General features: G+C 58.7%; 27 protein-coding genes and 1 tRNA gene. 11 read left to right on the forward strand and 17 right to left on the reverse strand.

Going from position 1 to position 26,349, the window contains the following annotated elements:
• Window positions 1–145 precede the first annotated feature (145 nt).
• Window positions 146–1,363, forward strand: a complete 1,218-nt coding sequence (locus AC07UI_RS06875) for an MFS transporter (protein ID WP_494991776.1) — start codon at window positions 146–148, stop codon at window positions 1,361–1,363.
• A gap of 173 nt (window positions 1,364–1,536) precedes the next feature.
• Here AC07UI_RS06875 and ychF read toward each other — a convergent pair whose 3' ends face one another.
• The 8 genes from ychF to AC07UI_RS06915 all read right to left on the reverse strand — a co-directional run bounded on the left by ychF (window position 1,537) and on the right by AC07UI_RS06915 (window position 8,455).
• On the reverse strand, window positions 1,537–2,637 hold the full coding sequence (gene ychF / locus AC07UI_RS06880; RefSeq protein WP_494991777.1) for a redox-regulated ATPase YchF: 1,101 nt from the start codon (window positions 2,635–2,637) through the stop codon (window positions 1,537–1,539).
• Window positions 2,638–2,659: 22 nt separating this feature from the next.
• Window positions 2,660–3,244, reverse strand: a complete 585-nt coding sequence (gene pth / locus AC07UI_RS06885) for an aminoacyl-tRNA hydrolase (protein ID WP_489072296.1) — start codon at window positions 3,242–3,244, stop codon at window positions 2,660–2,662.
• Window positions 3,245–3,413: 169 nt separating this feature from the next.
• Window positions 3,414–4,013, reverse strand: coding sequence for a 50S ribosomal protein L25/general stress protein Ctc (locus AC07UI_RS06890; protein ID WP_494991778.1), 600 nt, complete (start codon window positions 4,011–4,013; stop codon window positions 3,414–3,416).
• 141 nt (window positions 4,014–4,154) lie between these two features.
• Entirely contained in the window at window positions 4,155–5,096 is a 942-nt protein-coding gene (locus AC07UI_RS06895) for a ribose-phosphate pyrophosphokinase (RefSeq protein WP_003208392.1), read from the reverse strand.
• Window positions 5,097–5,143: 47 nt separating this feature from the next.
• Window positions 5,144–5,218 (reverse strand) — tRNA-Gln (locus tag AC07UI_RS06900).
• 37 nt (window positions 5,219–5,255) lie between these two features.
• Window positions 5,256–6,107, reverse strand: coding sequence for a 4-(cytidine 5'-diphospho)-2-C-methyl-D-erythritol kinase (ispE, locus tag AC07UI_RS06905; RefSeq protein ID WP_494991779.1), 852 nt, complete (start codon window positions 6,105–6,107; stop codon window positions 5,256–5,258).
• A gap of 1 nt (window position 6,108) precedes the next feature.
• Window positions 6,109–6,726: a lipoprotein insertase outer membrane protein LolB gene (lolB, locus tag AC07UI_RS06910; protein ID WP_494991780.1), complete on the reverse strand. Its 618-nt coding sequence runs from the start codon at window positions 6,724–6,726 to the stop codon at window positions 6,109–6,111.
• 4 nt (window positions 6,727–6,730) lie between these two features.
• Entirely contained in the window at window positions 6,731–8,455 is a 1,725-nt protein-coding gene (locus AC07UI_RS06915; RefSeq protein WP_494991781.1) for a tetratricopeptide repeat protein, read from the reverse strand.
• A gap of 191 nt (window positions 8,456–8,646) precedes the next feature.
• Here AC07UI_RS06915 and hemA point away from each other — a divergent pair, with 191 nt between their 5' ends.
• From hemA to AC07UI_RS06945, 6 genes are all read left to right on the forward strand, one after another.
• Window positions 8,647–9,936: a glutamyl-tRNA reductase gene (gene hemA / locus AC07UI_RS06920; RefSeq protein ID WP_494991782.1), complete on the forward strand. Its 1,290-nt coding sequence runs from the start codon at window positions 8,647–8,649 to the stop codon at window positions 9,934–9,936.
• Complete coding sequence (gene prfA / locus AC07UI_RS06925; protein WP_494991783.1) at window positions 9,933–11,015, forward strand: peptide chain release factor 1; 1,083 nt, start codon at window positions 9,933–9,935, stop codon at window positions 11,013–11,015. The genes hemA and prfA overlap by 4 nt, the downstream gene beginning before the upstream one ends.
• The gene (gene prmC / locus AC07UI_RS06930) at window positions 11,016–11,846 is read left to right on the forward strand and encodes a peptide chain release factor N(5)-glutamine methyltransferase (protein WP_494991784.1); all 831 of its coding nucleotides are present in this window, start codon (window positions 11,016–11,018) and stop codon (window positions 11,844–11,846) included.
• Window positions 11,840–12,595, forward strand: a complete 756-nt coding sequence (locus tag AC07UI_RS06935) for a molybdopterin-synthase adenylyltransferase MoeB (protein ID WP_494991785.1) — start codon at window positions 11,840–11,842, stop codon at window positions 12,593–12,595. The genes prmC and AC07UI_RS06935 overlap by 7 nt, the downstream gene beginning before the upstream one ends.
• A complete protein-coding gene (gene murI / locus AC07UI_RS06940) occupies window positions 12,588–13,379 on the forward strand; it encodes a glutamate racemase (RefSeq protein ID WP_494991786.1) in 792 nt (263 codons plus the stop codon). Before AC07UI_RS06935 ends, murI begins: the two co-directional genes overlap by 8 nt.
• Before the next feature lie 117 nt (window positions 13,380–13,496).
• Window positions 13,497–14,015, forward strand: coding sequence for an acyloxyacyl hydrolase (locus tag AC07UI_RS06945; RefSeq protein WP_494991787.1), 519 nt, complete (start codon window positions 13,497–13,499; stop codon window positions 14,013–14,015).
• Window positions 14,016–14,086: 71 nt separating this feature from the next.
• Here AC07UI_RS06945 and AC07UI_RS06950 read toward each other — a convergent pair whose 3' ends face one another.
• The 6 genes from AC07UI_RS06950 to AC07UI_RS06975 all read right to left on the reverse strand — a co-directional run bounded on the left by AC07UI_RS06950 (window position 14,087) and on the right by AC07UI_RS06975 (window position 19,084).
• Window positions 14,087–14,392 carry a YkgJ family cysteine cluster protein gene (locus AC07UI_RS06950; protein ID WP_494991788.1) on the reverse strand — a complete coding sequence of 102 codons (306 nt, stop codon included), beginning with the start codon at window positions 14,390–14,392 and terminating at the stop codon, window positions 14,087–14,089.
• Window positions 14,393–14,511: 119 nt separating this feature from the next.
• Window positions 14,512–15,288 (reverse strand): SDR family NAD(P)-dependent oxidoreductase, encoded by a 777-nt coding sequence (locus AC07UI_RS06955; protein ID WP_494991789.1) that lies wholly within the window; start codon window positions 15,286–15,288, stop codon window positions 14,512–14,514.
• A gap of 51 nt (window positions 15,289–15,339) precedes the next feature.
• Complete coding sequence (locus AC07UI_RS06960; protein WP_494991790.1) at window positions 15,340–15,999, reverse strand: deoxyribodipyrimidine photo-lyase; 660 nt, start codon at window positions 15,997–15,999, stop codon at window positions 15,340–15,342.
• Between the two features lie 9 nt (window positions 16,000–16,008).
• Window positions 16,009–16,947, reverse strand: coding sequence for a MerR family transcriptional regulator (locus AC07UI_RS06965; protein ID WP_494991791.1), 939 nt, complete (start codon window positions 16,945–16,947; stop codon window positions 16,009–16,011).
• A 3-nt stretch (window positions 16,948–16,950) separates the two neighbouring features.
• Window positions 16,951–17,916 carry a YbgA family protein gene (locus AC07UI_RS06970; RefSeq protein WP_494991792.1) on the reverse strand — a complete coding sequence of 322 codons (966 nt, stop codon included), beginning with the start codon at window positions 17,914–17,916 and terminating at the stop codon, window positions 16,951–16,953.
• 181 nt (window positions 17,917–18,097) lie between these two features.
• Window positions 18,098–19,084, reverse strand: coding sequence for an NAD(P)/FAD-dependent oxidoreductase (locus AC07UI_RS06975; RefSeq protein ID WP_494991793.1), 987 nt, complete (start codon window positions 19,082–19,084; stop codon window positions 18,098–18,100).
• A 210-nt stretch (window positions 19,085–19,294) separates the two neighbouring features.
• Between AC07UI_RS06975 and AC07UI_RS06980 the strand changes: the two genes are divergently transcribed.
• Both AC07UI_RS06980 and hemH read left to right on the forward strand, forming a co-directional pair.
• Complete coding sequence (locus AC07UI_RS06980; protein WP_494991794.1) at window positions 19,295–20,197, forward strand: TIGR01777 family oxidoreductase; 903 nt, start codon at window positions 19,295–19,297, stop codon at window positions 20,195–20,197.
• A gap of 13 nt (window positions 20,198–20,210) precedes the next feature.
• On the forward strand, window positions 20,211–21,233 hold the full coding sequence (gene hemH, locus AC07UI_RS06985) for a ferrochelatase (RefSeq protein WP_494991795.1): 1,023 nt from the start codon (window positions 20,211–20,213) through the stop codon (window positions 21,231–21,233).
• A gap of 123 nt (window positions 21,234–21,356) precedes the next feature.
• Here hemH and AC07UI_RS06990 read toward each other — a convergent pair whose 3' ends face one another.
• Together AC07UI_RS06990 and upp are read right to left on the reverse strand one after the other, a co-directional pair.
• Window positions 21,357–22,631, reverse strand: a complete 1,275-nt coding sequence (locus AC07UI_RS06990; protein ID WP_494991796.1) for a uracil-xanthine permease family protein — start codon at window positions 22,629–22,631, stop codon at window positions 21,357–21,359.
• A gap of 2 nt (window positions 22,632–22,633) precedes the next feature.
• Window positions 22,634–23,272 (reverse strand): uracil phosphoribosyltransferase, encoded by a 639-nt coding sequence (gene upp, locus AC07UI_RS06995; protein WP_494991797.1) that lies wholly within the window; start codon window positions 23,270–23,272, stop codon window positions 22,634–22,636.
• A gap of 165 nt (window positions 23,273–23,437) precedes the next feature.
• Here upp and AC07UI_RS07000 point away from each other — a divergent pair, with 165 nt between their 5' ends.
• Entirely contained in the window at window positions 23,438–23,995 is a 558-nt protein-coding gene (locus AC07UI_RS07000; RefSeq protein WP_494991798.1) for a hypoxanthine-guanine phosphoribosyltransferase, read from the forward strand.
• Window positions 23,996–23,998: 3 nt separating this feature from the next.
• Complete coding sequence (locus AC07UI_RS07005) at window positions 23,999–24,472, forward strand: WbuC family cupin fold metalloprotein (RefSeq protein WP_494991799.1); 474 nt, start codon at window positions 23,999–24,001, stop codon at window positions 24,470–24,472.
• Window positions 24,473–24,681: 209 nt separating this feature from the next.
• Here the strand turns inward: AC07UI_RS07005 and AC07UI_RS07010 are convergent, their stop codons facing one another.
• Entirely contained in the window at window positions 24,682–26,274 is a 1,593-nt protein-coding gene (locus tag AC07UI_RS07010) for an aldehyde dehydrogenase (NADP(+)) (protein ID WP_494991800.1), read from the reverse strand.
• Window positions 26,275–26,349: the final 75 nt, after the last annotated feature.

Raw genomic sequence — 26,349 nt, forward strand, 5'->3', positions numbered from 1 at the left:
GATTCAGACCATGGCTTTGAGCTATCACGTTATGCGTTGTAAGGTTTGAAGTTGTTGGCAGGCTAGGGGGATGGCTTTGCTGCACTGAAAAATGGCACATTGACCCACCTGCAAATGCGCACCCATCTGTTGTACGGAAACTCTTATGGCTATCAGTAACCTTCAGACCTCCGCGAGCCCGGCTTCTACCGCCCCGCAAACCAGCCCTTTGGTCATGCGCATCATCGGTGCCGTGGCTTTGGCGCATTTGATCAATGACCTGATTCAGGCGGTGTTGCCATCGATCTATCCAATGCTCAAGGCCAACTATGGACTGACCTTCACTCAGGTCGGTTTGATCACATTGACCTTTCAGCTCACCGCTTCGCTGTTGCAGCCATGGGTCGGGTATTACACCGATCGCCATCCCCAGCCCTATCTGCTGCCGCTGGGTATGGTCAGCACGTTGATTGGCATTTTGATGCTGTCTCAAGTCGGTAGCTTCCCGCTGATTCTGTTGGCCTCGGCGTTGATTGGTATCGGCTCTTCGACCTTTCACCCGGAAGCTTCGCGGGTCGCGCGACTGGCCTCGGGCGGCCGTTATGGCTTGGCGCAGTCGACCTTCCAGGTCGGTGGTAACGCCGGCTCGGCGTTCGGGCCGTTGCTGGCGGCAGCGATCATCATTCCGTTCGGCCAGGGCAACGTCGCCTGGTTCGGGGTGTTTGCGGTGTTCGCCTTGGGCGTGCTGTATGCGATCAGCCGTTGGTACAGCAATCACCTGAATCTGTTCAAACTCAAGCAGGGCCAGGCCGCAACCCATGGCTTGTCGAAAGGGCGGGTACTGAGTGCATTAGTCGTGCTTGGGCTGCTGGTGTTCTCCAAGTACTTCTACATGGCCAGCTTCACCAGCTATTTCACTTTTTACCTGATCGAGAAATTCGACCTGTCGGTGGCCAGCTCGCAGTTGCATCTGTTCCTGTTTCTCGGTGCGGTCGCGGCGGGGACGTTCTTTGGCGGCCCGATCGGCGACAGGATCGGTCGCAAGGCGGTCATCTGGTTCTCGATTCTCGGCGTGGCGCCGTTCACGTTGTTGCTGCCTCACGTGGACCTGTTCTGGACCAGCGTGCTGAGCGTGGTGATCGGCTTCATTCTGGCTTCTGCATTCTCGGCCATTGTGGTTTACGCACAGGAATTGGTACCAGGTAACGTCGGGATGATTGCCGGGGTGTTCTTTGGTCTGATGTTTGGTTTCGGCGGGATTGGTGCGGCGCTGCTTGGGCATCTGGCCGACATACACGGCATCGAGTACGTGTACCTGCTGTGCTCGTTCCTGCCGTTGTTCGGTGTTTTGGCGATCTTTTTGCCGAGAACCAAAAAGGCATAAGTCAGAGATCCTGGAGCGAAGCTTGCCCGCGAAGAACGATGACGCGGTCTAATAGAAAGACCGTAGCGTCTATATCGCGGGTAAGCCTCGCTCCTACGGAATATGTGGTGGTTTGATAATCACCAGGCACAAAAAAGCCGCGTCGAGACGCGGCTTTTTCTTGGGCGTTTCTTTTACACGTTGAAGCGGAAGTGCATCACGTCGCCGTCTTTGACGATGTAATCCTTGCCTTCCAGACGCCATTTACCGGCTTCTTTGGTGCCGGCTTCGCCCTTGTACTGGATGAAGTCGTTGTAGGCGATGACTTCGGCGCGGATGAAGCCTTTTTCGAAGTCGGTGTGGATCACCCCGGCCGCTTGTGGCGCAGTAGCACCGACTTTTACGGTCCAGGCGCGGACTTCTTCAACACCGGCGGTGAAGTAGGTCTGCAGGTGCAGCATTTCGTAGCCGGCGCGGATCACGCGGTTCAGGCCAGGCTCTTCCAGGCCCAGGGCCTCGAGGAACATGTCTTTCTCTTCGCCGTCGTCAAGCTCGGCGATTTCCGCTTCGATCTTGTTGCAGACCGGTACAACCACTGCACCTTCTTCTTCGGCGATGGCCATGACCACGTCGAGCAGCGGGTTGTTTTCGAAGCCGTCTTCGGCAACGTTGGCGATGTACATGACCGGTTTGGTGGTCAGCAGGTGGAAGCCACGGATCACCGCTTTCTCGTCGGTGCTCATGTTCTTCATCAGGCTGCGCGCAGGCTTGCCTTCGGTGAAGTGAGCGATCAACTGCTCCAACAGGCCTTTCTGAACCACGGCGTCCTTGTCACCACCCTTGGCGTTGCGGGTGACTTTCTGCAGTTGCTTCTCGCAGCTGTCGAGGTCGGCGAAGATCAGTTCGAGGTCGATGATCTCGATGTCGCGTTTCGGGTCGACGCTGTTGGAGACGTGAATCACGTTCTCGTCTTCGAAACAGCGGACCACGTGGGCGATGGCATCGGTTTCACGGATGTTGGCCAGGAACTTGTTGCCCAGACCTTCACCTTTCGAGGCGCCGGCAACGAGGCCTGCGATGTCGACGAATTCCATGGTGGTCGGCAGGATGCGCTTGGGTTTGACGATTTCCGCCAGTGCGTCCAGACGCGGATCGGGCATTGGCACTATGCCGCTGTTCGGCTCGATGGTGCAGAAGGGAAAGTTCTCGGCCGCGATACCGGATTTGGTCAGGGCGTTGAACAGGGTGGACTTGCCGACGTTAGGCAGGCCGACGATGCCGCAGTTGAATCCCATGGTGTTTCCCCTCGGATAAGAGTCAGGCCTTCTGGCTGTGCAGGTTTTTCATCGCGCGGTTCCATTCACCAGCGAGAATATCCGGCAGCACGCCGAGGGCAAAGTCGATGCTTGCATCGAGTTTTTCCTGTTCGGCGCGTGGCGCACGACCCAGGACAAAATTTGAAACCATACTGGCGACGCCTGGGTGGCCGATGCCAAGCCGCAAGCGGTGGAAAGTATTCTGATTGCCGAGCTGCGCGATGATGTCGCGCAGGCCGTTATGCCCGCCATGCCCGCCGCCCTGTTTGAGCTTGGCTACGCCGGGTGGCAAGTCGAGTTCGTCGTGCGCCACCAGTATCGCTTCCGGTGGGATGCGGTAAAAACCGGCAAGTGCCGCTACGGCCTGGCCACTTCGGTTCATGAACGTGGTGGGAATCAGCAGACGAACATCCTGACCCTGATGCGTGAAGCGCCCGGTCAGGCCAAAAAATTTGCGCTCGGGCACCAGATTGATGCGTTGGGCCGATGCGATGCGCTCAACAAAAAGGGCCCCTGCGTTATGCCGGGTCTGTTCGTATTCGGTGCCTGGATTTCCCAGGCCAACGATCAGTTGTATGGCAGTCACATCAGGGGCCCTTCTTTGGAGTTGTGGATAGCATCGCCGCTTTGAGGTTGTGCGGCGAAAGTGGACGAAAAATGCTCATTTACCATTATGTAAACTCCGCGTTCTCGCCCGCTTTCTCGCTACGCTCTAGTCCGCGATGTTTCCAACAAACTCCGGCGTACAGAGTGAATTACTCTGCAGCGCCTTCTGCAGCTTCTGGAGCAACACGTGGAGCGTGAACGTTGGCAACAGCCAGGTCGTTACCGTGAGCCAGAGCTACGAACTCAACGCCTTTAGGTGCTTTGAGGTCGGACAAGTGAATGATCGAACCGATTACGGCGCTAGCCAGGTCGACTTCGATGAATTCAGGCAGGTCTTTTGGCAGGCAAGAAACTTCGACTTCAGCAACAACGTGCGAAATTTCGCCGCCTTTCTTCAGGGCAGCTTCTTCGTTGATGAAGTGCACTGGAACGTGAGCGGTCAGTTTCTGGCCAGCTACAACGCGTACGAAGTCAGCGTGCATCACGTGGCCTTTGGCCGGGTGACGCTGCAGAGCTTTGATAACGACGTTTTGCTTGGTGCCGCCAACGTTCAGTTCGATAACGTGGCTGAAAGCAGCTTCGTTTTCGAGCAGTTTGGCAACTTCTTTAGCCAGCATGCTGATGGATTCAGGGGCTTTTTCGCCACCGTAAACTACAGCTGGAACCAGGCTTGCGAGACGACGCAGGCGGCGGCTCGCACCTTTCCCCAGGTCGGAACGCACTTCAGCATTCAGAGTAAAATCGTTCATGTTGTATCTCCAAAATAACCACATTCGCCCCAGCGTTTGCGACCAGCGCTAAAGGCGATATGGGCAAAAAAGCCCCGCCCCAACAAGAATGCCGGGGCGGGGCGCTTTTCGTCATCGTGATGAGTGCGAAGGGCAGGGCCCTTAGCGGAACATCGCGCTGATCGATTCTTCGTTGCTGATACGGCGAACCGCTTCGGCAACTACCGGTGCGATATCCAGTTGACGGATACGCGAACAGGCTTGTGCTGCAGCGGACAGCGGGATGGTGTTAGTCACCACCAGCTCGTCCAGCATGGAATTTTCAATGTTTTCGATCGCTCGCCCCGACAGCACAGGGTGTGTGCAGTAGGCAAAGACCTTGGCAGCGCCATGCTCTTTCAAGGCTTTAGCCGCGTGGCACAGGGTGCCGGCGGTATCGACCATGTCATCGACCAGAATACAGGTACGCCCTTCGACATCACCGATGATATGCATCACTTCAGAGTGATTGGCTTTCTCACGGCGCTTGTCGATGATCCCGAGATCCACGCCCAGGGATTTGGCAACAGCACGTGCACGCACGACGCCGCCAATGTCCGGGGACACGATCATCAGGTTTTCGAAGCGTTGGTCTTCGATGTCATCCACCAATACCGGGGAGCCGTAGATGTTATCTACCGGAATATCGAAGAAGCCCTGGATCTGGTCAGCATGCAAATCAACCGTGAGAACACGATCGATGCCGACTACGGTGAGCATGTCAGCGACGACTTTCGCGCTGATAGCCACACGTGCGGAACGCGGACGGCGATCCTGACGGGCATAACCAAAGTAGGGGATCACCGCAGTGATTCGAGTTGCTGAGGAGCGACGGAAGGCATCAGCCATCACGACGAGTTCCATCAGGTTATCGTTGGTCGGAGCACACGTCGGCTGAATGATGAAGACGTCTTTACCGCGGACGTTTTCATTAATCTCAGCGGTGATTTCGCCGTCGGAGAACTTACCGACAGAAATGTCACCGAGTGGGATATGCAGCTGACGTACAACACGCCGAGCCAGATCGGGGTTAGCGTTCCCCGTAAAGACCATCATCTTGGACACGCGCAGTACCTGAAGGCTGAGGGTATACCTGGATGAGTATAGGAAAATGGCAGGGGCGGCTGGATTCGAACCAACGCATGGCAGGATCAAAACCTGCTGCCTTACCGCTTGGCGACGCCCCTGTATCTGTTGCAACGAGTGCCCAGCACCCGGTTCCTTTTAGAGCAGACTTTGCAGCTTGCGATGCAACATCGAAACGTTGCTTCCCTTTGCTACAAACCCTGTAAGGGTCTCTGTAAGAAGGGCCGAGACTTTATCAGCTTCAGCTTTGCTTGGGAAGCCCCCAAACACACAACTTCCAGTTCCGGTGAGTTTTGCTTCGGTAAATTTACCTAACAAATTCAATGCGTTACGTACATCTGGATAACGCCTTGCTACCACCGGTAAGCAGTCATTTCGACTGTTTCCCTTGGGAACGGGGCGCACTTTAATGGGCGGAGAGTTACGTGTCAACAGTGGATCTGAAAAAATTTCTGCTGTACTTACAGATACTTGCGGCACAAGCACGAGATACCACGGTTCTTCGGGGTCTACGGGGGTGAGTTTTTCTCCCACACCCTCAGCGAAAGCTGCGTGCCCACGCACGAAAACCGGGACGTCCGCGCCCAATGTCAGGCCCAAAGCCGCTAATCGATCTTCATCCCAACCCGTTTGCCAGAGGTGATTGAGGCCGAGCAGAGTGGTCGCCGCATTTGAACTGCCGCCACCGATTCCGCCGCCCATGGGCAGAATTTTTTCGATCCAGATATCGATTCCCAGCGTGGAGCCGGATTGTTCCTGAAGCTTTTTCGCCGCGCGCACGATCAAATTGCTGTCGTGGGGGACGCCGTCGAATTCGGTATGCAGCTTGATGATGCCGTCATCGCGAACGGCAAAGGTCAGTTCGTCGGCATAATCGAGAAACTGAAACAATGTCTGCAGCTCGTGGTAGCCGTCTTCACGGCGACCGAGGATATGCAGCATCAGATTGAGTTTTGCCGGAGCAGGCAGGGTCAGGCGTGGAGTTGTCATGTCATTGCCCCAGCTTGCGCGGTTGCCAGTCCTTGATCACCAGCGTGACTTCAAGGTCGGGACCATGCAGCTTGATTCGTTCCGGTAGCCAGAAACCGCTCTCTTGGGCGTAGCTCAAATACTCGACCTGCCAGCCATCCTGCTCGAGGTTGGCCAGGCGGCTGTCGGCATCGAGGTTCAGGCGGCTTTTGCTATCGGGCGCGGGAAGACCGCGAACCCACCAGACCAGATGCGAGACCGGCAGCTTCCAGCCGAGTTGTTCTTCCAGCAGGGCCTCTGGCGTAGGCGCTTCATAGCGTCCCTGGTTGGCGACTTCCAGTGCCACCCGGCCCGGGCGACCGGTCAGGCGTGCCGCGCCGCGACCCAATGGGCCGGACAGGCGTATGTCGTAGTAGTCCTGACGTTGTAGCCAGAACAAGGTGCCGCTACCCGAATCCTTCGGCGCGCGAATGCCGACCTTGCCGCTGATCTGCCAGCCATCGAGGCTGCTCAACTGTTGTTTGTGCACGCGCCATTGCGCGGGGTTGCCGTGACCTTCGACGGACTCACGGGCGCCAAAGCCCGCGCAACCGGCAAGCAGGGCGATGAAGCTGAAAACGATAAAGTGGCGCAAAAACATAATCTTAAAAAGTCTCGGATCCGGTCAGGCGCTTAATGGTGCTGCGCAGGGTAGGGCTGTCGGGCTGATCCTTGAGGAATTTGCCCCAGATTTGCTTGGCCTCGCGTTGTTTGCCGTTGGCCCACAGGACTTCGCCCAGGTGCGCAGCGACCTCCTGATCGGGGAAGCGCTCAAGGGCCTGGCGCAGCAAGCGTTCGGCTTCATCGAGGTTGCCCAGGCGGAAGTTCACCCAGCCAAGGCTGTCGAGTACCGCCGGATCTTCCGGATTCAGCTGATGAGCCTGTTCGATCAGCGCCTTGGCTTCGGCGTAACGCGTTGTACGGTCCGACAAGGTGTAGCCCAGAGCATTCAGCGCCATCGCATTGTTCGGATCGTGCTTGATGATCAGCCGCAGGTCTTTTTCCATCTGCGCCAGGTCATTGCGCTTTTCCGCCTGCATGGCGCGGGTATACAGCAGATTCAGATCGTCCGGGTACTGCTGCAAGGCTTGCTGCAATACTTTCCAGGCGCGATCGCCCTGATTGTTGGCAGACAAGGTCTCAACCTCGATCAGATACAGCTGTATCGCGTAATCGGGTTGAGTGTCGCGGGCAGTGGCCAAACGGCTTTCGGCTTCGCTGGTGCGACCGTTGTTCATTAGAATATCGGCCTGACGCAATTGCGCCGGCAGGTAGTCATTGCCCGGTGCAACCTGGGCGTATTCGATCAGTGCACCTTGTGGGTCGTTGCGTTCTTCGGCGATGCGGCCCAGGTTCAGGTGCGCCGAATCGACGTGGCTTTCCCGGGCGATCAAGTCTTCCAGATAGCCCTTGGCCTCTTCCCAGGCCTTGGCTTCCAGGCAGACAAGCGCCAGTGAGTAACGCAGCTCGTCATCTTCCGGGTATTGCTGAACCAGCCTGGAAAACTCGACTTTGGCGTCGTGCATGCGGTCCTGTTCGACCAGCATGCGTGCATAAGTCAGGCGCAGGCGTTTGTCGTCCGGGTATTTACGGATGCTTTTTTCCAGCAGTGGCAAGGCTTCCTTGCCACGACCCATGCTTTGCAGCAGGCGGGCGTGGAGCAACAGCGGTGCTACTTCGCCATCTTCCGGTGGATTTTTTTCAAGGAGGGTCAGTGCGGCCCCGGATTCACCATTCTGTTGCAGCAACAACGCTTTGCCGAAGATCAACTGACCGTTTTTCGGGTGTTTCTGCAATAACCGGTCAAAACTTTTGATCAAGCCGTTGCGGGTGTCCTGGTCGGTATCGGCGGCAGACAAGGCAAGAAAGTCGAAATGGGTGTCGCCTTTGCCTTGCAGGACTTTCTCCATGTAGACCATGGAGTCGTCATAACGCCCGCCGCGGGCCAATTGAACGGCTGCGGCACGTTGCGCCTCCAGATCGTCCGGGGCGTTTTTCGCCCAGATAAGAGCGGTGTCCAGCGCTGCCTGATCGGCACCCAGGTACTCGGCGATGCGGAACGCCCGTTCGGAGATTCCCGGATCCTGAGTATTGATGGCCTGGGTCACATAGTTGTCCAGTGCAATGTCGAAACGATTGCGCTGGCCAGCCAGTTCCGCACTCAGCAGACTGAAGATCGTATCTTCGCTGAACGAACTGTAAACCTTGGGCTTTTCAGGGGCCGGAGTGCTGTCTTCGACCGGTGGCGTACCGTCCGATGATACGGGTGCCAAGGCCTGGCAGCCGCTTAGGAAGACAAAAGCGAGGAGCAACGCGGAGGATCTATTCATATAGGAAGAGGACGACTAACCTGCGGTCGGATCATCATGACACAAGCCTTCGGCCAAACATAACCGCCCCGTTAATTCATATTAAAGGGCGCTCGAATGCTTCGTGCAGGGGGATTCGTTGCGGCAATGGTTGTTCTGAATCTGGCGAAGTAGGACAATTGACGGCTTCTCGACATCATCAGCGACCTTGAATGGCCTTTCTTGCACTCGGTATCAACCACAAGACTGCTTCAGTAGACGTCCGCGAGCGCGTGGCCTTTACCCCTGAGCAGTTGGTTGAGGCCTTGCAGCAGCTCTGCCGCCTCACCGATAGCCGCGAAGCTGCGATCCTCTCCACCTGCAATCGCAGTGAACTGTATATAGAACAGGATCACCTTTCGGCTGACATCGTGCTGCGCTGGCTGGCCGATTATCACCAATTGAGCCTCGAGGAGCTGCGTGCGAGTGCTTATGTGCATGAAGATGATGCGGCCGTTCGTCACATGATGCGTGTGGCTTCAGGGCTGGATTCGCTGGTGCTGGGTGAACCGCAGATTCTCGGCCAGATGAAGTCGGCCTACGCCGTGGCTCGCGAGGCCGGCACCATTGGCCCGCTGCTTGGGCGCTTGTTTCAGGCGACGTTCAATGCAGCCAAACAGGTGCGTACCGACACCGCCATCGGTGAAAACCCGGTGTCGGTGGCCTTTGCCGCCGTCAGCCTGGCGAAACAGATTTTCAGTGACTTGCAACGCAGCCAGGCTCTGTTGATTGGCGCCGGCGAAACCATCACGCTGGTCGCCCGACATCTGCATGAGCTTGGCGTCAAGCGTATCGTGGTCGCCAACCGCACGCTGGAGCGCGCGAGCATTTTGGCCGAACAGTTCGGTGCCCACGCGGTGCTGCTCTCGGATATCCCGGCAGAATTGGTTCGCAGCGACATCGTCATCAGCTCCACTGCCAGCCAGTTGCCGATTCTGGGCAAGGGCGCGGTCGAGAGTGCATTGAAGCTGCGCAAGCACAAACCGATCTTCATGGTTGACATCGCCGTGCCGCGCGATATCGAGCCGGAAGTCGGCGAGTTGGACGACGTTTACCTCTATAGCGTCGACGATCTCCACGAAGTGGTCGCCGAAAACCTCAAGAGTCGTCAGGGTGCTGCGCAAGCGGCGGAAGAGATGGTGTCCATCGGCGCCGACGACTTCATGGTGCGATTGCGTGAACTGGCGGCGGTGGATGTACTCAAGGCCTACCGCCAGCAAAGCGAACGCCTGCGTGATGAAGAGCTGCTCAAGGCCCAGCGCATGCTCGCCAATGGCAGCAACGCCGAAGACGTGTTGGTGCATCTGGCCCGCGGCCTGACCAACAAATTGCTGCATGCCCCGAGCGTGCAGTTGAAAAAGCTTTCCGCCGAAGGCCGCCTCGATGCGCTGGCCATGGCTCAGGAACTCTTTGCCCTCGGTGAGGGCCCATCGGATAGCTTTTCGGATAAAAAACCGCAATGAAAGCGTCACTGCTCAATAAGCTGGACATCCTCCAGGACCGTTTCGAGGAATTGACCGCCTTGCTCGGCGATGGCGAAGTCATTTCCGACCAGAACAAGTTCCGTACCTATTCCAAGGAATACGCGGAAGTTGAACCGATTGTCACCACCTATGCACAACTGCTCAAGGTTCAAGCTGACCTCGAAGGCGCCCAGGCGCTGCTCAAGGACAGCGACCCGGACATGCGCGAAATGGCGGTAGAGGAAGTGCGCGAAGCCAAAGAGCGGCTGATCGAGCTCGAAGGCGACCTGCAACGCATGCTGCTGCCCAAGGATCCCAACGACGGGCGCAACGTCTTCCTCGAGATACGTGCCGGCACCGGCGGTGACGAAGCGGCGATTTTCTCCGGCGACCTGTTCCGTATGTATTCACGCTACGCCGAGCGTCGCGGCTGGCGGGTGGAAATTCTCTCGGAGAACATAGGCGAGCACGGCGGCTATAAAGAAGTCATTGCCCGGGTCGAAGGCGACAACGTCTATGGCAAACTGAAATTCGAATCGGGTGCCCATCGCGTGCAACGGGTTCCAGCGACAGAGTCTCAGGGCCGTATTCACACCTCGGCCTGTACCGTGGCGGTATTGCCTGAGCCGGATGAACAGGAAGCCATCGAGATCAACCCGGCGGACCTGCGGGTCGATACCTATCGCTCCTCCGGCGCCGGTGGTCAGCACGTCAACAAGACCGACTCGGCGATCCGCATCACTCACCTTCCTTCGGGAATTGTGGTCGAGTGCCAGGAAGAACGTTCTCAGCACAAGAACCGTGCGCGGGCGATGTCCTGGCTGTCGGCCAAGTTGAACGACCAGCAGACCAGCGCCGCGGCCAATGCCATCGCCAGCGAGCGTAAGTTGCTGGTAGGTTCGGGTGATCGTTCCGAGCGGATCCGTACCTATAACTTTGCTCAAGGCCGGGTTACCGATCATCGGGTCAACCTGACCCTGTATTCCCTTGATGAAATCCTCGCGGGCGGCGTCGAAGCGGTGATCGAGCCATTGCTGGCCGAATATCAGGCCGATCAACTGGCATCGATAGGTGAGTAAATGACGATTATTGCCAGCTTGTTACGCTCGGCCGAACTGCCTGATTCGCCCACGGCCCGTCTGGATGCCGAGTTATTGCTGGCAGCAGCTCTGGGCAAGTCCCGCAGTTTTCTGCACACCTGGCCAGAGCGGATCGTCAGCAGCGAAGCTGCGCTGACCTTTGCCGATTATTTACAGCGCCGCCGCGCTGGCGAGCCGGTGGCCTATATTCTCGGCCAGCAGGGTTTCTGGAAGCTGGACCTGGAAGTCGCGCCGCATACACTGATTCCGCGTCCGGACACTGAGCTGCTGGTGGAGGCCGCGCTGGAACTGTTGCCGGCCACACCTGCCAAGGTGCTCGATCTGGGCACCGGCAGCGGCGCGATTGCCTTGGCCCTGGCCAGTGAACGTCCGGCCTGGCACGTCACGGCGGTGGATCGGGTGCTCGAAGCCGTGGCCCTGGCCGAGCGCAACCGTCAGCGGCTGAACCTGAACAATGTCACGGTGCTCAACAGTCACTGGTTCAGCGCACTGCAAGATCATCGTTTCCAGCTAATTATCAGTAACCCGCCGTACATTGCCGATGCCGATCCGCATCTGGTGGCCGGTGATGTGCGTTTCGAGCCGGCCAGTGCGCTGGTGGCGGGTGTGGACGGACTCGACGATCTGCGTCTGATCATCGCCCAGGCACCGCAACACCTCGAGGCGGGCGGCTGGTTGATGCTTGAACATGGCTACGACCAGGCGCTGGCAGTGCGTGATTTGCTGCTGACTCGCGGCTTTGAAGAAGTACACAGTCGTAAAGATCTGGGCGACCACGAACGTATCAGTCTGGGGCGTCTACCGTGCTGAATGATCAGGAGCTGTTGCGCTATAGCCGGCAGATTTTGTTGCAGCATGTCGACATCGACGGTCAGTTGCGCCTCAAGAACAGTCGCATATTGATCGTCGGCCTCGGCGGTCTCGGTGCGCCGGTGGCCTTGTACCTGGCGGCGGCCGGGGTTGGCGAGCTGCATCTGGCGGACTTCGATACGGTCGATCTGACCAACCTGCAACGGCAGATCATTCATGACACGGACAGCGTTGGCCTGAGTAAGGTCGATTCGGCGATTCGTCGCCTTACAGCGATCAATCCAGAGATTCAGTTGATCGCCCATCGCTCGGCGCTGGACGAAGACTCGCTGGCAGCCGCTGTCGCTGCTGTCGATCTGGTTCTTGATTGCTCCGATAATTTCTCTACCCGCGAAGCCGTCAATGCGGCCTGTGTTGCGGCGCGCAAACCCTTGGTCAGCGGCGCGGCGATTCGCCTGGAGGGGCAGCTTTCGGTGTTCGATCCGCGTCGGCCCGAGAGCCCTTGTTACCACTGCTTGTATGGGCACGGCAGCGAAGCCGAATTGACCTGCAGTGAAGCCGGCGTGCTCGGTCCGCTGGTGGGTCTGGTCGGTAGCCTGCAAGCCCTTGAGGCGCTGAAATTGCTGGTCGGCTTTGGCGAACCGCTGGTGGGGCGCTTGCTGTTGATCGATGCCTTGGGTACGCGCTTTCGCGAACTGCGGGTCAAGCGTGATCCAGGCTGCGGTGTCTGCGGGCCAAAACATGCGTGAAGCGCCGATTGGTGTGTTCGACTCCGGTGTCGGCGGTCTGTCGGTGCTGGGTGAAATCCAGCGCCTGCTGCCCAACGAGTCGCTGCTGTACTTCGGCGACTGCGGCAACATTCCCTATGGCGAGAAGACTCCGGAGTTCATTCAGCAGCGCTGCAGCGTGATGGCTGAATTCTTCGCCCGGCAGGGTGCCAAGGCGTTGGTGCTGGCCTGTAACACGGCGACGGTGGCCGGTGTTGCGGACTTGCGTCGCGATTACCCGGACTGGCCGATCGTCGGTATGGAGCCAGCGGTGAAGCCGGCGGCGGCAGCGACCCGCAGCGGTGTGGTCGGCGTGCTGGCAACTACCGGGACCTTGCAGAGCGCCAAGTTTGCCGCGTTGCTCGACCGTTTCGCCACCGATGTGCGGGTCATTACCCAACCTTGCCCCGGGCTGGTGGAGCTGATTGAAGCGGGTGATCTGCACAGTGCCGTGCTTCGCCAGCTACTGCTCGGTTACCTTGAGCCCCTGTTGGCGGCAGGTTGCGACACCATCATTCTCGGCTGCACCCACTATCCCTTTCTCAAGCCATTGCTCAAGCAGATGCTCGCTGACGAGATCAGCCTGATCGATACCGGCGCCGCCGTGGCCCGGCAACTTCAACGCTTGCTCGCCGAGCGTGAAATGCTCGCCGAAGGCCCCGCACACGAAGCGAAATTCTGGACCAGTGCCAGCCCTGAGCATCTGAGAAATATCTTGCCGTTGCTATGGAATAAGTCTGGCGCTGTGCAAAGCTTCCCTTTGTAAAAAAATTAAAAAAAACGATTCAAAAGAGCTGAGCTTATACGTCAGCACCGAGTTCTATAGCTAGTCTGTTGAGTAGTACGAAAACCATACGAAATCGTTCGGAAAAGGATGTTTCTAATGAAGCGACTATTCTGTTTGGCTGCGCTTGCGGCCGCACTGTTGGGGCAAAGTTTTTCGGCACAGGCTGCTGGAGTGGAGTTCGCGATTGGCGAGACCAGCGACTCGACCCAGACCTACCGCCTGGGTATGCAACTGGATTGGGACAAGAGCTGGCTACAGAGTAATGTCGGTCGTCTAACCGGCTATTGGAGCGGCGCCTACACCTTCTGGAACGGCGACAAAAAGCCGAGCAACCACAGCCTGTCATTCTCTCCGGTACTGGTTTATGAGTTCGCCGGCGAAACCGTCAAACCTTATGTCGAGGCAGGGATTGGTGTGTCATTGTTCGCCCACACCGAGGTGGAAGACAACAAGTTGGGGTCGTCGTTTCAGTTCGAAGATCGCATCGGTTTAGGCCTGCGCTTTAGCGGTGGACATGAAATCGGTATTCGCGCGACTCACTATTCCAACGCCAGCATCAACAGCCATAACGACGGTATAGAGAGCTACGCGCTGCATTACACGATGCCGCTTTGATCTGAACACTGGCAAGGGAACTATTGTGGCGAGGGGCTTGCCTGCTCGCCACAAATGCTTACGTTTGAGATTCAACGATACGCGGTAGCAATCCCTTGGCGTTCGTTGATGCAATCCGCTTCACCCATCTCGAACTCCCGGCAGATCAGCGGGCGTTTCTCGTAGATGGTGCACATCATGCTGTTGCGGTCCAGCGCGGCGCACCAGCCATCATCCAGACGCAGCATGACTTCCCCGCCCCAATCGTCAGTGTCGATAAAGCGTTCAGGCACGCCGGTGTCGGTGATCAGCATGACTTCCAGTTGGCAGCAGCAGGCTGCGCAGGTGGAGCAGGTAATCGCCGGTTCGGCAATTTCGGTGAGGGGGATGTTGGTCATAGACGCGCAGTGTAAGGCAGTGGGCCCGTGCTGTGTGAAAGGCCTGACGGACGCCCGGTGAGCTAACGCTTGCCGAGCAGCGGTCGAGTGTCCACTGCCGATGATGTCGACATTTACGACTAGTCCTCGGTCGTCGGTCCGTTTCGGACCATGAGCTGGTCGATCGCCGGTTTCGTCTGGTTGGGAAGCGTTGACAGCGGCCAGAACTGCGCCATGAACAAGGCCGGAAAAGCGACCTCCAGGGGGCGATCCTGGATTTTCTCCAGGATATGCCGCGCGGCTTTGTCCACCGGCCAGCTCGTCGGCATGGGGACGTCGTTTTTATCGGCCAGTGGGGCGTCGACGAAGCCAGGACTGACCACGGTGACGGCGATGCTTTGCGGTGCCAAATCGACGCGCAGGGACTCGAACAGATAGCGCAAGCCGGTTTTGGACGCGCCAAAGGCTTCGGACTGCGGCAACGGCAGGTAGGTCACCGAGCTGGCGATGCCCACCAGGTGCGGTAAGTTCCCGGCGCGCAGCAGGGGGAGCGCAGCTTCGATGCAATAACTGCTGGCAAGCAGATTGGTGCGTATTACATGCTCGATGATCGATGCGTCTAACTGCCTGGCGTCGACGTATTCACAGGTCCCGGCGTTGAGGATCACCGTGTCGAGAGCCCCCCAAACCTCTGCGATGTGCTCGCCGACTTCCCGGACTTGCTGGCTGTTGGTGAGATCGGCGGGCACCAGCAGCACTTGCCCCGGGAAGCGCGTGGACAGTGCTTCCAGCGGCGCGACAGTTCGCGAACTGACAGCAAGATGCACACCGGACCTGAGCAGTTCTTCGGCCAACGCGGCACCGATTCCGCTGCTGGCCCCGGTCAGCCAGATACGACGTGCAGGTGTGCGACTCATCCCATTCTCCTTTTTAGCCATGCGATGGCTTGGCTAACCGCAGACAAAGTTTCATAACGCAGGGCCCTGGCATCGAAATAATATCACCATGACCATCCGCAGGCGGTTGTGCATCCATCCGGTTTCCAGCAATTGGCGCATGGCTGCGTCGATGATGGGTAACCCCGTCCGCGCCCGCTGCCAGGCGGCCAGTTCTTCGGGGGCTGCGATCAGTCGTGGCAGTGCGCCTTGCAGGCGGGAGTAGCAGACTTTGCGAAACTGGCTGAAGACCTGGAAATAAGTGCCCATTTTGGTCAGCACGCTGCCGGGCTTGAACAGCAATTGATCGAGATAGCTGTGAAAGGTGACGCCATGAGTTTGCAGCGCTTTGGCGACCGCCGCATCACGCTGGCTTTCATGAGTGCCGTATTCCTCGTTGGCGTGAACCGCGTCGATACCGAGTTGTTGGCATAACTCAAGTAGCACATGGGGTATTTGTGCCCAAGTAGGGGCATGGCGGATCAGCAAGGGGATATTCAGTTCGCCCAGGGCTTTGCCTAGCTCGTGTAGATTGCGCAGCCAGAAGTCGACTTTGCACGGAGCGTCGTCGTGGGCCTGCCATTGCTCCGGGCTCAGAAAGTACACGGCTACGGTCGGGCCGCACACTGCGGCGGCCGTAAGGGCAGTGTTGTCATGTAGGCGCAGGTCGCTGCGCAGCCAGATCAATTGCATGGTCGTTCCTTAAATTAGACCGCACTGAACCAGTCCCAGGTGAGTCGACAAAGGATCTTCGGCCAGGAATAAATCAGCAATTTCAGCGGTGCTTACGGACAACTCGGCGTGGTGGATGCACACCGTTGCTCCTGCAATGATTTTTGGGCAACTGATACCGTTCAAAATTTTCGGCAGTTGGCTCACATTCATGGCTTTGCTCGAATACAGCAGTACACCACGGGCTTGCAGATGATCGACTGCCATTGCCAGTTCGCCAGCGGGCAGTGGCCAATCGAAGACTTCCACGGGGCAATCGGCGCTGCTCACCAACCAGGCGGTGAGCCACAGATGGGGCTCCAGCGGCAGGTCCGAGTGGTTGATCAGCAGCAGCGGTGCCCCGCGCAACTGGCGGTTGTTGTGGTAGATCCTCGCGCCGAACTTGCTGCGCAGCCAGGAATAGAAAAACACCCGCTCCATCCGTGTACCGAACTGGCCCTGCCAACGCTGATCAAGTTCTGCCAGTAGCGGTATGAGCAGTTGTTCACACAACGTTCGCGGGGGATACAGCGACATGGCCTGGTTGAAGGTATCGTCGACCTGGCGTTCGGCCAACTGGCTGATGGCGTGCATCATGCTCTGACGCAGGGCGTGCCAATCGTTGTCGGCTGGCTGGGCGAAAGCCTGTGGGGTGTCGAGCAACTGCTTGACCTGACTGACGGCAACACCGCGATTGAGCCAGGTCAGAATCGTCAGAATGCGCTGCACATGCTCGGCCGAGAACAGCCGGTGACCTTTGGGCGTGCGCTGGGGCACGATCAAGCCGTAACGCCGCTCCCATGCCCGTAGCGTGACCGCGTTGACGCCGGTCTGGCGGGCGACTTCGCGAATCGGTAGCCAGCCTTCGTCCAGCGCCCTTTGGTAGTCGGGGGCAGGATCATCATTGGTTGTGGTGTCGGGCTTGGCCATGGTCTAAATCGCACTTTGCAGGCTGAGGTTTTCCGGGTGCGGTTGCAGATACACCTGCTGCGCCACATACGGATCGGGATGCTGGCGCAAGTGATGCTTGAGCAGCGTTAGCGGCACCACCAGCGGCACGATGCCGTGGCGGTACTGGCCGATGACATGCTGCAGTTCCTGCTTGTCTGCAGCGCTGATGGTTTGCTTGAGGTAACCACTGAGGTGTTGCAGAACATTGGTGTGGGTGCGGCGGGTGGCGCATTTTTTCAGCGCCACCATCAGCCCGCTGAAGTAGCGCGGGCCAAGCTGGCTGGGATCGCACTTGCCCATGCTGCCGAGCAGATTGCCCAGGGTTTTGTATTGCACCGGGTTATGGGCCATCAGCAGGTATTTGTAGCGCGAGTGGAACCCGGTCAATCCGTGGCGGCTCAGGCCGTCCTTGAGTAACTGCTGCCAGGCGGTATAGGCGAAAACCCGGGTCAGAAAGTTTTCTCGCAGTACCGCATCATTGAGGCGGCCGTCTTCCTCTACCGGCAAATCAGGGTGCAGCGCGCAAAACGCCTGGGCGTAAACACCGCGACCACCACCATTGATCGGCATGCCGTTGTCTTGATAGACCTTGACCCGTTCCAGCCCACAGGACGGCGACTTCTGCATGAAGATGTAGCCGCTGATGTCATTGAACACGAGCGCCATTTTCTGGCCGTAATCAGTCAATGGTTGGGTGACATTGATGTCGTGATGAACCGTGCCGACGGCGTGTGGTTGCCCAGGGTCACCTACCAATCGGACAGGTTCGCGGGGAATGCCCAGGCCAATGGCGACTTCCGGGCAAACCGGGATGAAGTCGAAATACTGAGTGAGGGTGCGACTGCACAGGTGCGACTGCTTATGCCCGCCGTTGTAACGCACCTCGGCACCCATCAGGCAAGCGCTGACAGCAATTTTCGGTCTGGTCGCAGCAAGGTCGCTGGGCATTGGAGAACCTCGGATCTATAGCTATACAAATCATTGTGTCTGTACAGCTTTTGTTCATCATAGATTCAAAGGTCTACAAGTCAAATTGTCTGTATAGGTATTTTTGTGGAGGTTTGCCGGGAGAGGTCGCGGTGGGCTGCTGTCCATTTCGACAGCAGCAATTTGCGCGCTTTGATGCGGTTTACTGCAGGTGTTCGTGCAAGCGTCGGGCGGCTTCCTGACCGCTGAGCCAGGCCCCTTCGACCCGCCCGGAAAGGCACCAGTCGCCACACACATACAGACCCAGATCGGCGTCGGCCAGCGCCCCCCATTCATGACTGCTGGCCGGCCGGGCATAGAGCCAGCGGTGGGCGAGACTGAAGGTCGGAGCGGGCATGGCGCTGTGCAGCAGTTCGGCGAAAGCGCCATGCAGTTGCTCGATCACTGCCTCTTTTGGCAGATCGATATGCTGCCGGCTCCAGCTACTCGTGGCGTGCAGTACCCAGGTATCGAGCGTGTTGTCGCGCCCCGGTTTACTGCGGTTGCGAGCCAGCCAGTCGACCGGGCTGTCCTGTATGAAGCAGCCTTCCATCGGGGTGTCCAGCGGTGTTTCGAATGCCAGGGCAATGGCCCAGGTCGGATCCATCTTCACCCCGGCAGCGACACCGGCCAGTTTCGGCGCGGAAGCCAGCAGGGCGGTGGCCTGAGGCGCTGGAGTGGCAATCACCACATGACTGAAAGGGCCATGGGTGAAGCCTTCGGCATCTTGCAGATGCCAATGTTGTTCGCCACGGTAGACCTCAGTGATGCGGCAGGAAAAATGCACTTCCATATCGCCGATCAGGGCACGGGTGATGGCGCTCATGCGTGGCGTACCGACCCAGCGAATCTGTTCGTCCGGCGAGGGGCTGAGCTGGCCGCCGTGGAAGTTATAGAGTTGCGGCAACCATACGGCGACCCAGCCATTGGCTTGCCAGCGCTGGACTTCGATGACGAAGCGGCGGTCGCGGGCGGTGAAATACTGCGCACCCATGTCCAGCGCGCCAGCGTCACTGCGCTTGCTCGACATGCGTCCGCCGCTGCCACGGCTTTTATCGAAAAGCTGCACTTCATACCCGGTATCGCGAAGTGCCTGGGCAGCTGAGAGTCCGGCGATACCGGTACCGATGATTGCGATGGGTACAGTCATAGGGGCCTCGCTTACCTTTCAGTACAGACTACGCCGTCGTTTAAACCTATACAATATTGTTTTTTGGTATAACTTTTGGCGTTCTCGGTCTTACAAGCTGTTCTAGATAGGTTGTCCTATTGTTAACCATAGGGCTTATCCGATTGAAAAGATCCCTGCTTATAAAAATAGACTAGTGATCCGGGTAAAACGCCATGCGAGGAAGATGTCATGCACATATTGCTGACCGGCGGTACTGGTTTGATAGGACGTCAACTCTGTCGACACTGGTTGACCCGGGGCCATCGTTTGACTGTGTGGAGTCGTCGACCCGACAAGGTGACCAAACTCTGCGGAGTCCAGGTACGTGGAATAGGTCGGCTCGAGGAAATCGGTCCGGATCCGGTCGATGCGGTGATCAACCTCGCCGGTGCGCCCATTGTTGATCGGCCCTGGACCCACAGGCGCAAGGCAAAGCTGTGGAGCAGCCGGATCAGCCTGACCGAAACCTTGCTCGCCTGGCTGGAAAGTCGCGAGCAGAAACCCCGTGTGCTGATTTCCGGTTCGGCGGTGGGTTGGTACGGCGATGGCGGTGAGCGTGTGTTGAACGAGGACTCGCCTCCGGTCAGTGAAGACTTCGCCAGCCAGTTGTGTATTGCCTGGGAAGAGACGGCACAACGTGCCGAGGCCATGGGCATTCGCGTGGTACTGATCCGCACCGGGCTGGTGCTGGCCGCCGAGGGCGGCTTTTTGTCGCGCCTGTTGTTGCCGTTCAAACTGGCGCTGGGCGGGCCGATCGGCAGTGGTCGGCAGTGGATGCCATGGATCCATATCAACGATCAAATCGCCCTGATTGATTTTCTTCTGAATCAGAATGATGCACGCGGTCCTTATAATGCCTGTGCGCCTGAGCCTGTGCGCAATCGCGAGTTTGCCAAGACCCTTGGCAGCGTGTTGCACCGACCGGCGATACTGCCGATGCCGGCCTTCGCTTTGCGAGTTGGCCTGGGCGAGTTGTCACTGTTGCTGCTGGGTGGCCAGCGGGCCATGCCGACGCGTTTGGTGGCGGCGGGTTTCACTTTCCAGTTCACTGATTTGCGCGCGGCCCTGGACGATTTATCCAGCCGCCTTTGAAATAGGACGTTGCATGACCGATCACGCGTTGCTCCTGGTCAACCTGGGTTCGCCAGCTTCCACTTCGGTGGCAGATGTGCGCAGCTACCTCAATCAATTTCTGATGGACCCTTACGTCATCGACTTACCCTGGCCGGTGCGGCGTTTGTTGGTCTCGCTGATTCTGATCAAGCGCCCTGAGCAGTCTGCCCAAGCCTATGCGTCGATCTGGTGGGATGAAGGCTCCCCGCTGGTGGTGCTCAGCCGCCGCCTGCAACAGGCGATGACCGAGCAATGGAAGCAGGGACCGGTGGAATTGGCGATGCGTTATGGCGAGCCGTCGATTGAAACGGTGCTGACTCGCATGGCTGCCCAAGGCGTGAAGAGCGTGACGCTTGCACCGCTCTATCCGCAATTCGCCGACAGCACCGTGACCACGGTGATCGAGGAAGCCAAACGCGTGGTGCTGGCTAAGAAACTGGCGGTGCAGTTCTCGATCTTGCAGCCGTTTTATGATCAGCCGGAATACCTCGACGCCTTGGTCGCCAGTGCCAAGCCGCATTTAGAGCAGGATTTCGATCACCTGCTGCTGAGTTTTCATGGCTTGCCAGAGCGGCATTTGAAGAAGCTTAACCCTGGCCATAGCTTCGAAGGGGGCGGGGATTGCTGCCGTGATGCACCGCCGGAAGTCGTGGCGACCTGTTATCGCGGCCAGTGTCTGCGCACCGCACAGGCCTTTGCGCAGCGCATGGGATTGCCGGAGGGCAAGTGGTCGGTGTCGTTCCAGTCCAGGCTGGGCCGCGCCAAATGGATCGAACCCTACACCGAAGCACGTCTTGAGGCGTTGGCGCAGCAGGGCGTGAAAAAAATTCTGGTGATGTGCCCGGCATTCGTCGCCGATTGCATAGAGACGCTGGAAGAGATCGGTGATCGTGGGCGAGAACAATTCCGCGAAGCGGGTGGTGAGGAGCTGGTGCTGGTGCCGTGTCTGAATGACAACCCGCAGTGGGCGCATGCGTTGAATGCGCTTTGCGAGCGGGCGCCGATTGTGTTGTAGGAGCAATGATCGTTCCCACGCTCCCGCGTGGGAATGCCTCACTGGACGCTCTGCGTCCGCTCTTACTGTGACGCGGAGCGTCACGGGCTGCATTCCCACGCAGAGCGTGGGAACGATCAAGGTTTAGAGCAACGACTCATCCGCCTTCTTGTGCTTCCAGCTATCGTTACCCGGCAGGATCAGGTTCAGTGCAATCGCCACCACGGCGCACAAGGCGATGCCTTTGAGGCCGAAGTCGTTCGGGCCTGTCCCGGTACCGATCAGCACGCCGCCAATCCCGAACACCAGGGTCACCGACACAATCACCAGATTGCGCGCTTCGCTCAGATCGATTTTGTGGCGAATCATCGTGTTCATCCCCACTGCGGCGATCGAGCCGAACAACAGGCAGAGAATCCCGCCCATCACTGGCACCGGAATGCTCTGCAACAACGCGCCGAATTTACCGATAAACGCCAGGCTGATGGCGAAGATCGCCGCCCAGGTCATGATTTTCGGGTTGTAGTTCCTGGTCAGCATTATCGCGCCGGTCACTTCGGCGTAGGTGGTGTTGGGTGGGCCACCCAGCAGTCCAGCGGCGGTGGTGGCGATGCCATCACCAAACAGCGTGCGATGCAGACCGGGTTTCTTCAAGTAATCACGGCCTGTAACACTACCGACCGCAATAACCCCGCCGATATGCTCGATGGCTGGCGCCAGCGCGACTGGAACGATAAACAGAATCGCCTGCCAGTTGAACTCGGGTGCGGTGAAGTGCGGCAGCGCGAACCACGGTGCTGCGGCAATCTTTGCGGTATCGACCACGCCGAAAAAGAACGCCATGGCGAACCCCACCAATACGCCGGAAATGATCGGCACCAGGCGGAAAATCCCCCTGCCGAACACCGCCACGATCAACGTAGTCAGCAGTGCCGGCATCGAGATCATCATTGCCGTCTGGTAGTGGATCAGCTCAGTCCCGTCGCCGGCCTTGCCCATCGCCATGTTGGCGGCAATCGGTGCCATGGCCAGACCGATGGAAATAATCACCGGGCCGATGACCACGGGTGGCAACAGTCGGTCGATAAAACCGGTGCCCTTGATCTTCACCGCAATGCCCAGAAAGGTATAAACGAAACCGGCCGCCATCACCCCGCCCATGGTCGCGGCGAGGCCAAACTGGCCCTTGGCGAGAATGATCGGCGTGATAAAGGCAAAGCTCGAAGCCAGGAACACCGGCACCTGGCGCCCGGTGGCTAGCTGAAACAGCAAAGTCCCCAGGCCCGCCGTGAACAGCGCGACGTTGGGGTCGAGGCCGGTAATCAGCGGCATCAACACCAACGCGCCAAACGCCACGAACAACATCTGTGCACCCGACAGAATCTGGCGCCAGAGCGGGTCGTTGAACTCGTCCTGCATGCTCAAGCGTCCTTCTGCTTGGTACCGAAAATCTTGTCGCCGGCATCACCCAGGCCCGGAATGATGTAGCCGTGTTCGTTCAGGCGCTCATCGATGGACGCGGTGTAGATGGTCACGTCGGGGTGAGCCTTCTCCACGGCAGCGATGCCTTCGGGAGCGGCGACCAGGACCATGGCGCGAATGTCCTTGCAGCCGGCCTTTTTCAGCAAGTCGATGGTCGCGACCATCGAACCGCCGGTGGCGAGCATCGGGTCGATGATCATGGCCAGGCGTTCGTCGATTTCCGGAACCAGTTTTTCCAGATAGGTATGCGCTTCGAGGGTTTCCTCGTTGCGGGCCACACCCACGGCGCTGACCTTGGCGCCCGGGATCAGGCTGAGGACGCCTTCGAGCATGCCGATACCGGCGCGCAGGATCGGCACCACGGTAATTTTCTTGCCGGCGATTTTTTCGACTTCAACGGCGCCGCACCAGCCTTCGATTTCGTAACTCTCCAGGGGCAGGTCTTTGGTGGCCTCGTAGGTGAGCAGGGCACCGACTTCCTGAGCAAGCTCACGGAAGTTCTTCGTGCTAATGTCAGCGCGGCGCATAAGGCCGAGCTTGTGGCGGATCAGCGGATGGCGGATCTCACGGATGGGCATGGGGAAAGGCTCCGGCGGCGGGCAAAAAAACCGGCCTAGGTTAATCTATCCGAGGGTGTTGTCCTATAGACATGCTGTACGTTAGTCCAGAAACGCTTGATCTGACTTCGCAGGATGCGTACCTTTGCCCGCTTTTCCGAAACAGCCACCCCCTTGGAGAACGCCATGTCCGCTGATCTCGAGCATATCCGTCAAATCATGCGAGAGGCTGACTGCCTGTACACCGAAGCTGAAGTCGAGGCGGCCATCGCCCGAGTCGGTGCGCAAATCAACTTCGAGCTGGCTGAGCGTAATCCAGTGGTTTTCTGTGTGATGAACGGTGGTCTGATTTTCTCCGGCAAACTGCTGCCCCATCTGAATTTCCCACTGGAAGCGTCCTACCTGCACGCGACCCGCTACCGCAACGAAACCAGCGGCGGCGACCTGTTCTGGAAAGCCAAGCCAGAAGTTTCGTTCATCGACCGTGACGTTCTGATCATCGACGATATCCTCGACGAAGGTCATACCCTGGGCGCGATCATCGACTTCTGTAAACACGCCGGTGCCCGTGCGGTGCACACCGCCGTGCTGATCGACAAGGATCACGACCGCAAGGCTCGCCCTGATCTGAAAGCAGATTACGTCGGCTTGCCGTGCATCGACCGCTACATCTTCGGTTACGGCATGGACTACAAAGGCTACTGGCGCAACGCTGCGGGTATCTACGCCGTCAAAGGTATGTAAGACATGGCGACAACGGGTTTTTTCGATCAGTCATTGTTCGCCGAGCTGGCCGAAAAAGCCGCGGCCAGCCCGCGCGGTCGCCATCACCACAACTTCCACCAGATGCAAGAACCCTGTCACCGCATGGCCATTGGGATGCAGCCGGGTACCTACGTCCCGCCGCACCGGCACCTGGGTATCGACAAAGCCGAAACCATCCTGGTGCTCAAAGGTTGCCTTGGTTTGCTGGTGTTCAGCGACTCGGGCGAACTGCTGAGCAAGCGTGTCATGCAGGCCGGCGGCGATTGCCTGGGTGTCGACCTGCCGCCGGGCGTGTTCCACAGCTTTGTGGTGCTGGAGGCCGATACGCTGATGTTCGAATGCAAGGCTGGGCCTTATCAACCCGTGGGTGAAGGCGAATACGCTGTTTGGGCGCCCCGCGAAGGTGAGGCGGGCGTGGCCGGGTATCTGGCCTGGATGCGCGCGCAGTTTGATTGAAGGCGGGCTGTGCAAACCCTGATTCCGCTCAGGTAAGGAATTTCTGGCTTCGCGTATTCCCCGTAGCAGCTGCCGAAGGCTGCGTTCGACCGCGAAGCGGTCGTAAAATCAGGCGTTGTGGTGTTACAGGTTAACCGCGGTTGCATGATTTGCGACTGCTGCGCAGCCGAACGCAGGCTTCGCCAGCTGCTACGGACCGCGTCGTCGCCTTAGCTGTCACGTCCCCACCCCTCCCGCGAACTCACCCCATCCACCAACCGTAAAATCCTCAACGGATTGGCGTTCTTCAGTGCATCCGGTAATAGCTCGTCCGGGCAGTTCTGATAGCACACGGGCCGCAAGAATCGATCGATCGCCAGGCTACCGACCGACGTCCCTCGTGCATCCGAGGTAGCCGGGTATGGACCGCCGTGAACCATGGCATCGCAGACTTCAACACCGGTCGGGTAGCCATTGAGCAGCAGGCGTCCGGCTTTTTGTTCGAGGATCGGCAGCAGGCTTGAGCACAACTCAAGGTCCGCCGGTTCGGCGATCAGGCTGGCGGTCAATTGTCCTTGCAGCGCGTGCAGTGCCTGTCTCAGCTCGGTCTCATCGGCCACTTCGATCAGGATGCTGGCAGGTCCGAAGACTTCCTCTTGTAGCAATTCATCGCCCTCGAGCAAGAGGCCGACATCGGCTTTGAACAGCTGTGGGCGGGCGTGGTTTCCTTGCGGGTCTTCACCGCTCAGCCGGCTGACCCGTGGATGCTGCAGCAAGCGTTGAACGCCTTGCTGGAAGCTGCGCAGCGTGCCGCTGTTGAGCATGGCCTGTGGCGGTTTTTCACGCATGTTCGCCGCGAGCTGTTCGCCGAAAGCGCTGAACGCCGACGAACGCAGACCGATAATCAGTCCCGGATTGGTACAGAACTGACCGCAGCCCAGCACGATCGACGCACTCAGCTCGCTGGCGATCGTTTCACCCCGTGCATGGAGAGCCGCCGGTAGCACCAGTACCGGGTTGACGCTCGACATCTCGGCGAATACCGGGATGGGTTGCGCTCTGGCTGCCGCCATGTCGCACAGTGCGCGGCCACCTTTCAGAGAGCCGGTGAAGCCAACTGCCTGGATCGCCGGGTGCTTGACCAGCGCCTCGCCAACGCCAGCTCCATAAATCATGTTGAACACGCCTTCGGGCATGCCACAGCGTTGGGCGGCGCGGATGATTGCCGATGCAACATAGTCGGCGGTTGCCATGTGCCCGCTGTGGGCCTTGAACACCACCGGGCAACCGGCGGCCAACGCGGCGGCGGTATCGCCGCCGGCCGTGGAAAACGCCAGCGGAAAGTTGCTGGCGCCAAACACCGCAACCGGTCCGAGACCGATGCGCCATTGGCGCAGGTCGACACGAGGCAGTGGCTGACGTTCAGGCAGCGCGCGGTCGATGCGCGCACCGAGAAAATCGCCTCGGCGCAAAACCTGTGCAAACAAGCGCAATTGACCGCTGGTGCGCGCTCGTTCACCCAGGATGCGGGTGGCGGGCAGGGCGGTCTCACGACAGACGATGGCGATAAAGTCATCGCCCAGGGCATCGATTTCCTCGGCGATGGTTTCAAGAAATCCGGCGCGAGCGGTGGCCCGCAGGTTGCGATAGCTCGGGTAGGCCCTGGCGGCGAATTGCGCAGCGTTGTTGACCTCTTCGGCGTTGGCCTGGCTGAAGCGATAGGGCAGGGCTTCGCCGGTGCTGGCGTCAAGGCTTTGCAGTTGCTGATCGCCCAACGCGCTGCGGCCGAAGCCGATGAAGTTGTGGCCGGTAATGATAAACATAAGCAGAAAATCTCGGCGGGGCCGCGCCCGGTGAGGCGCGCGGCGGTCAGGACGGATGTCGGTAAGCCAAGGCGC

This window comes from Pseudomonas sp. GW821-FHT04C07 (genome assembly GCF_059420325.1).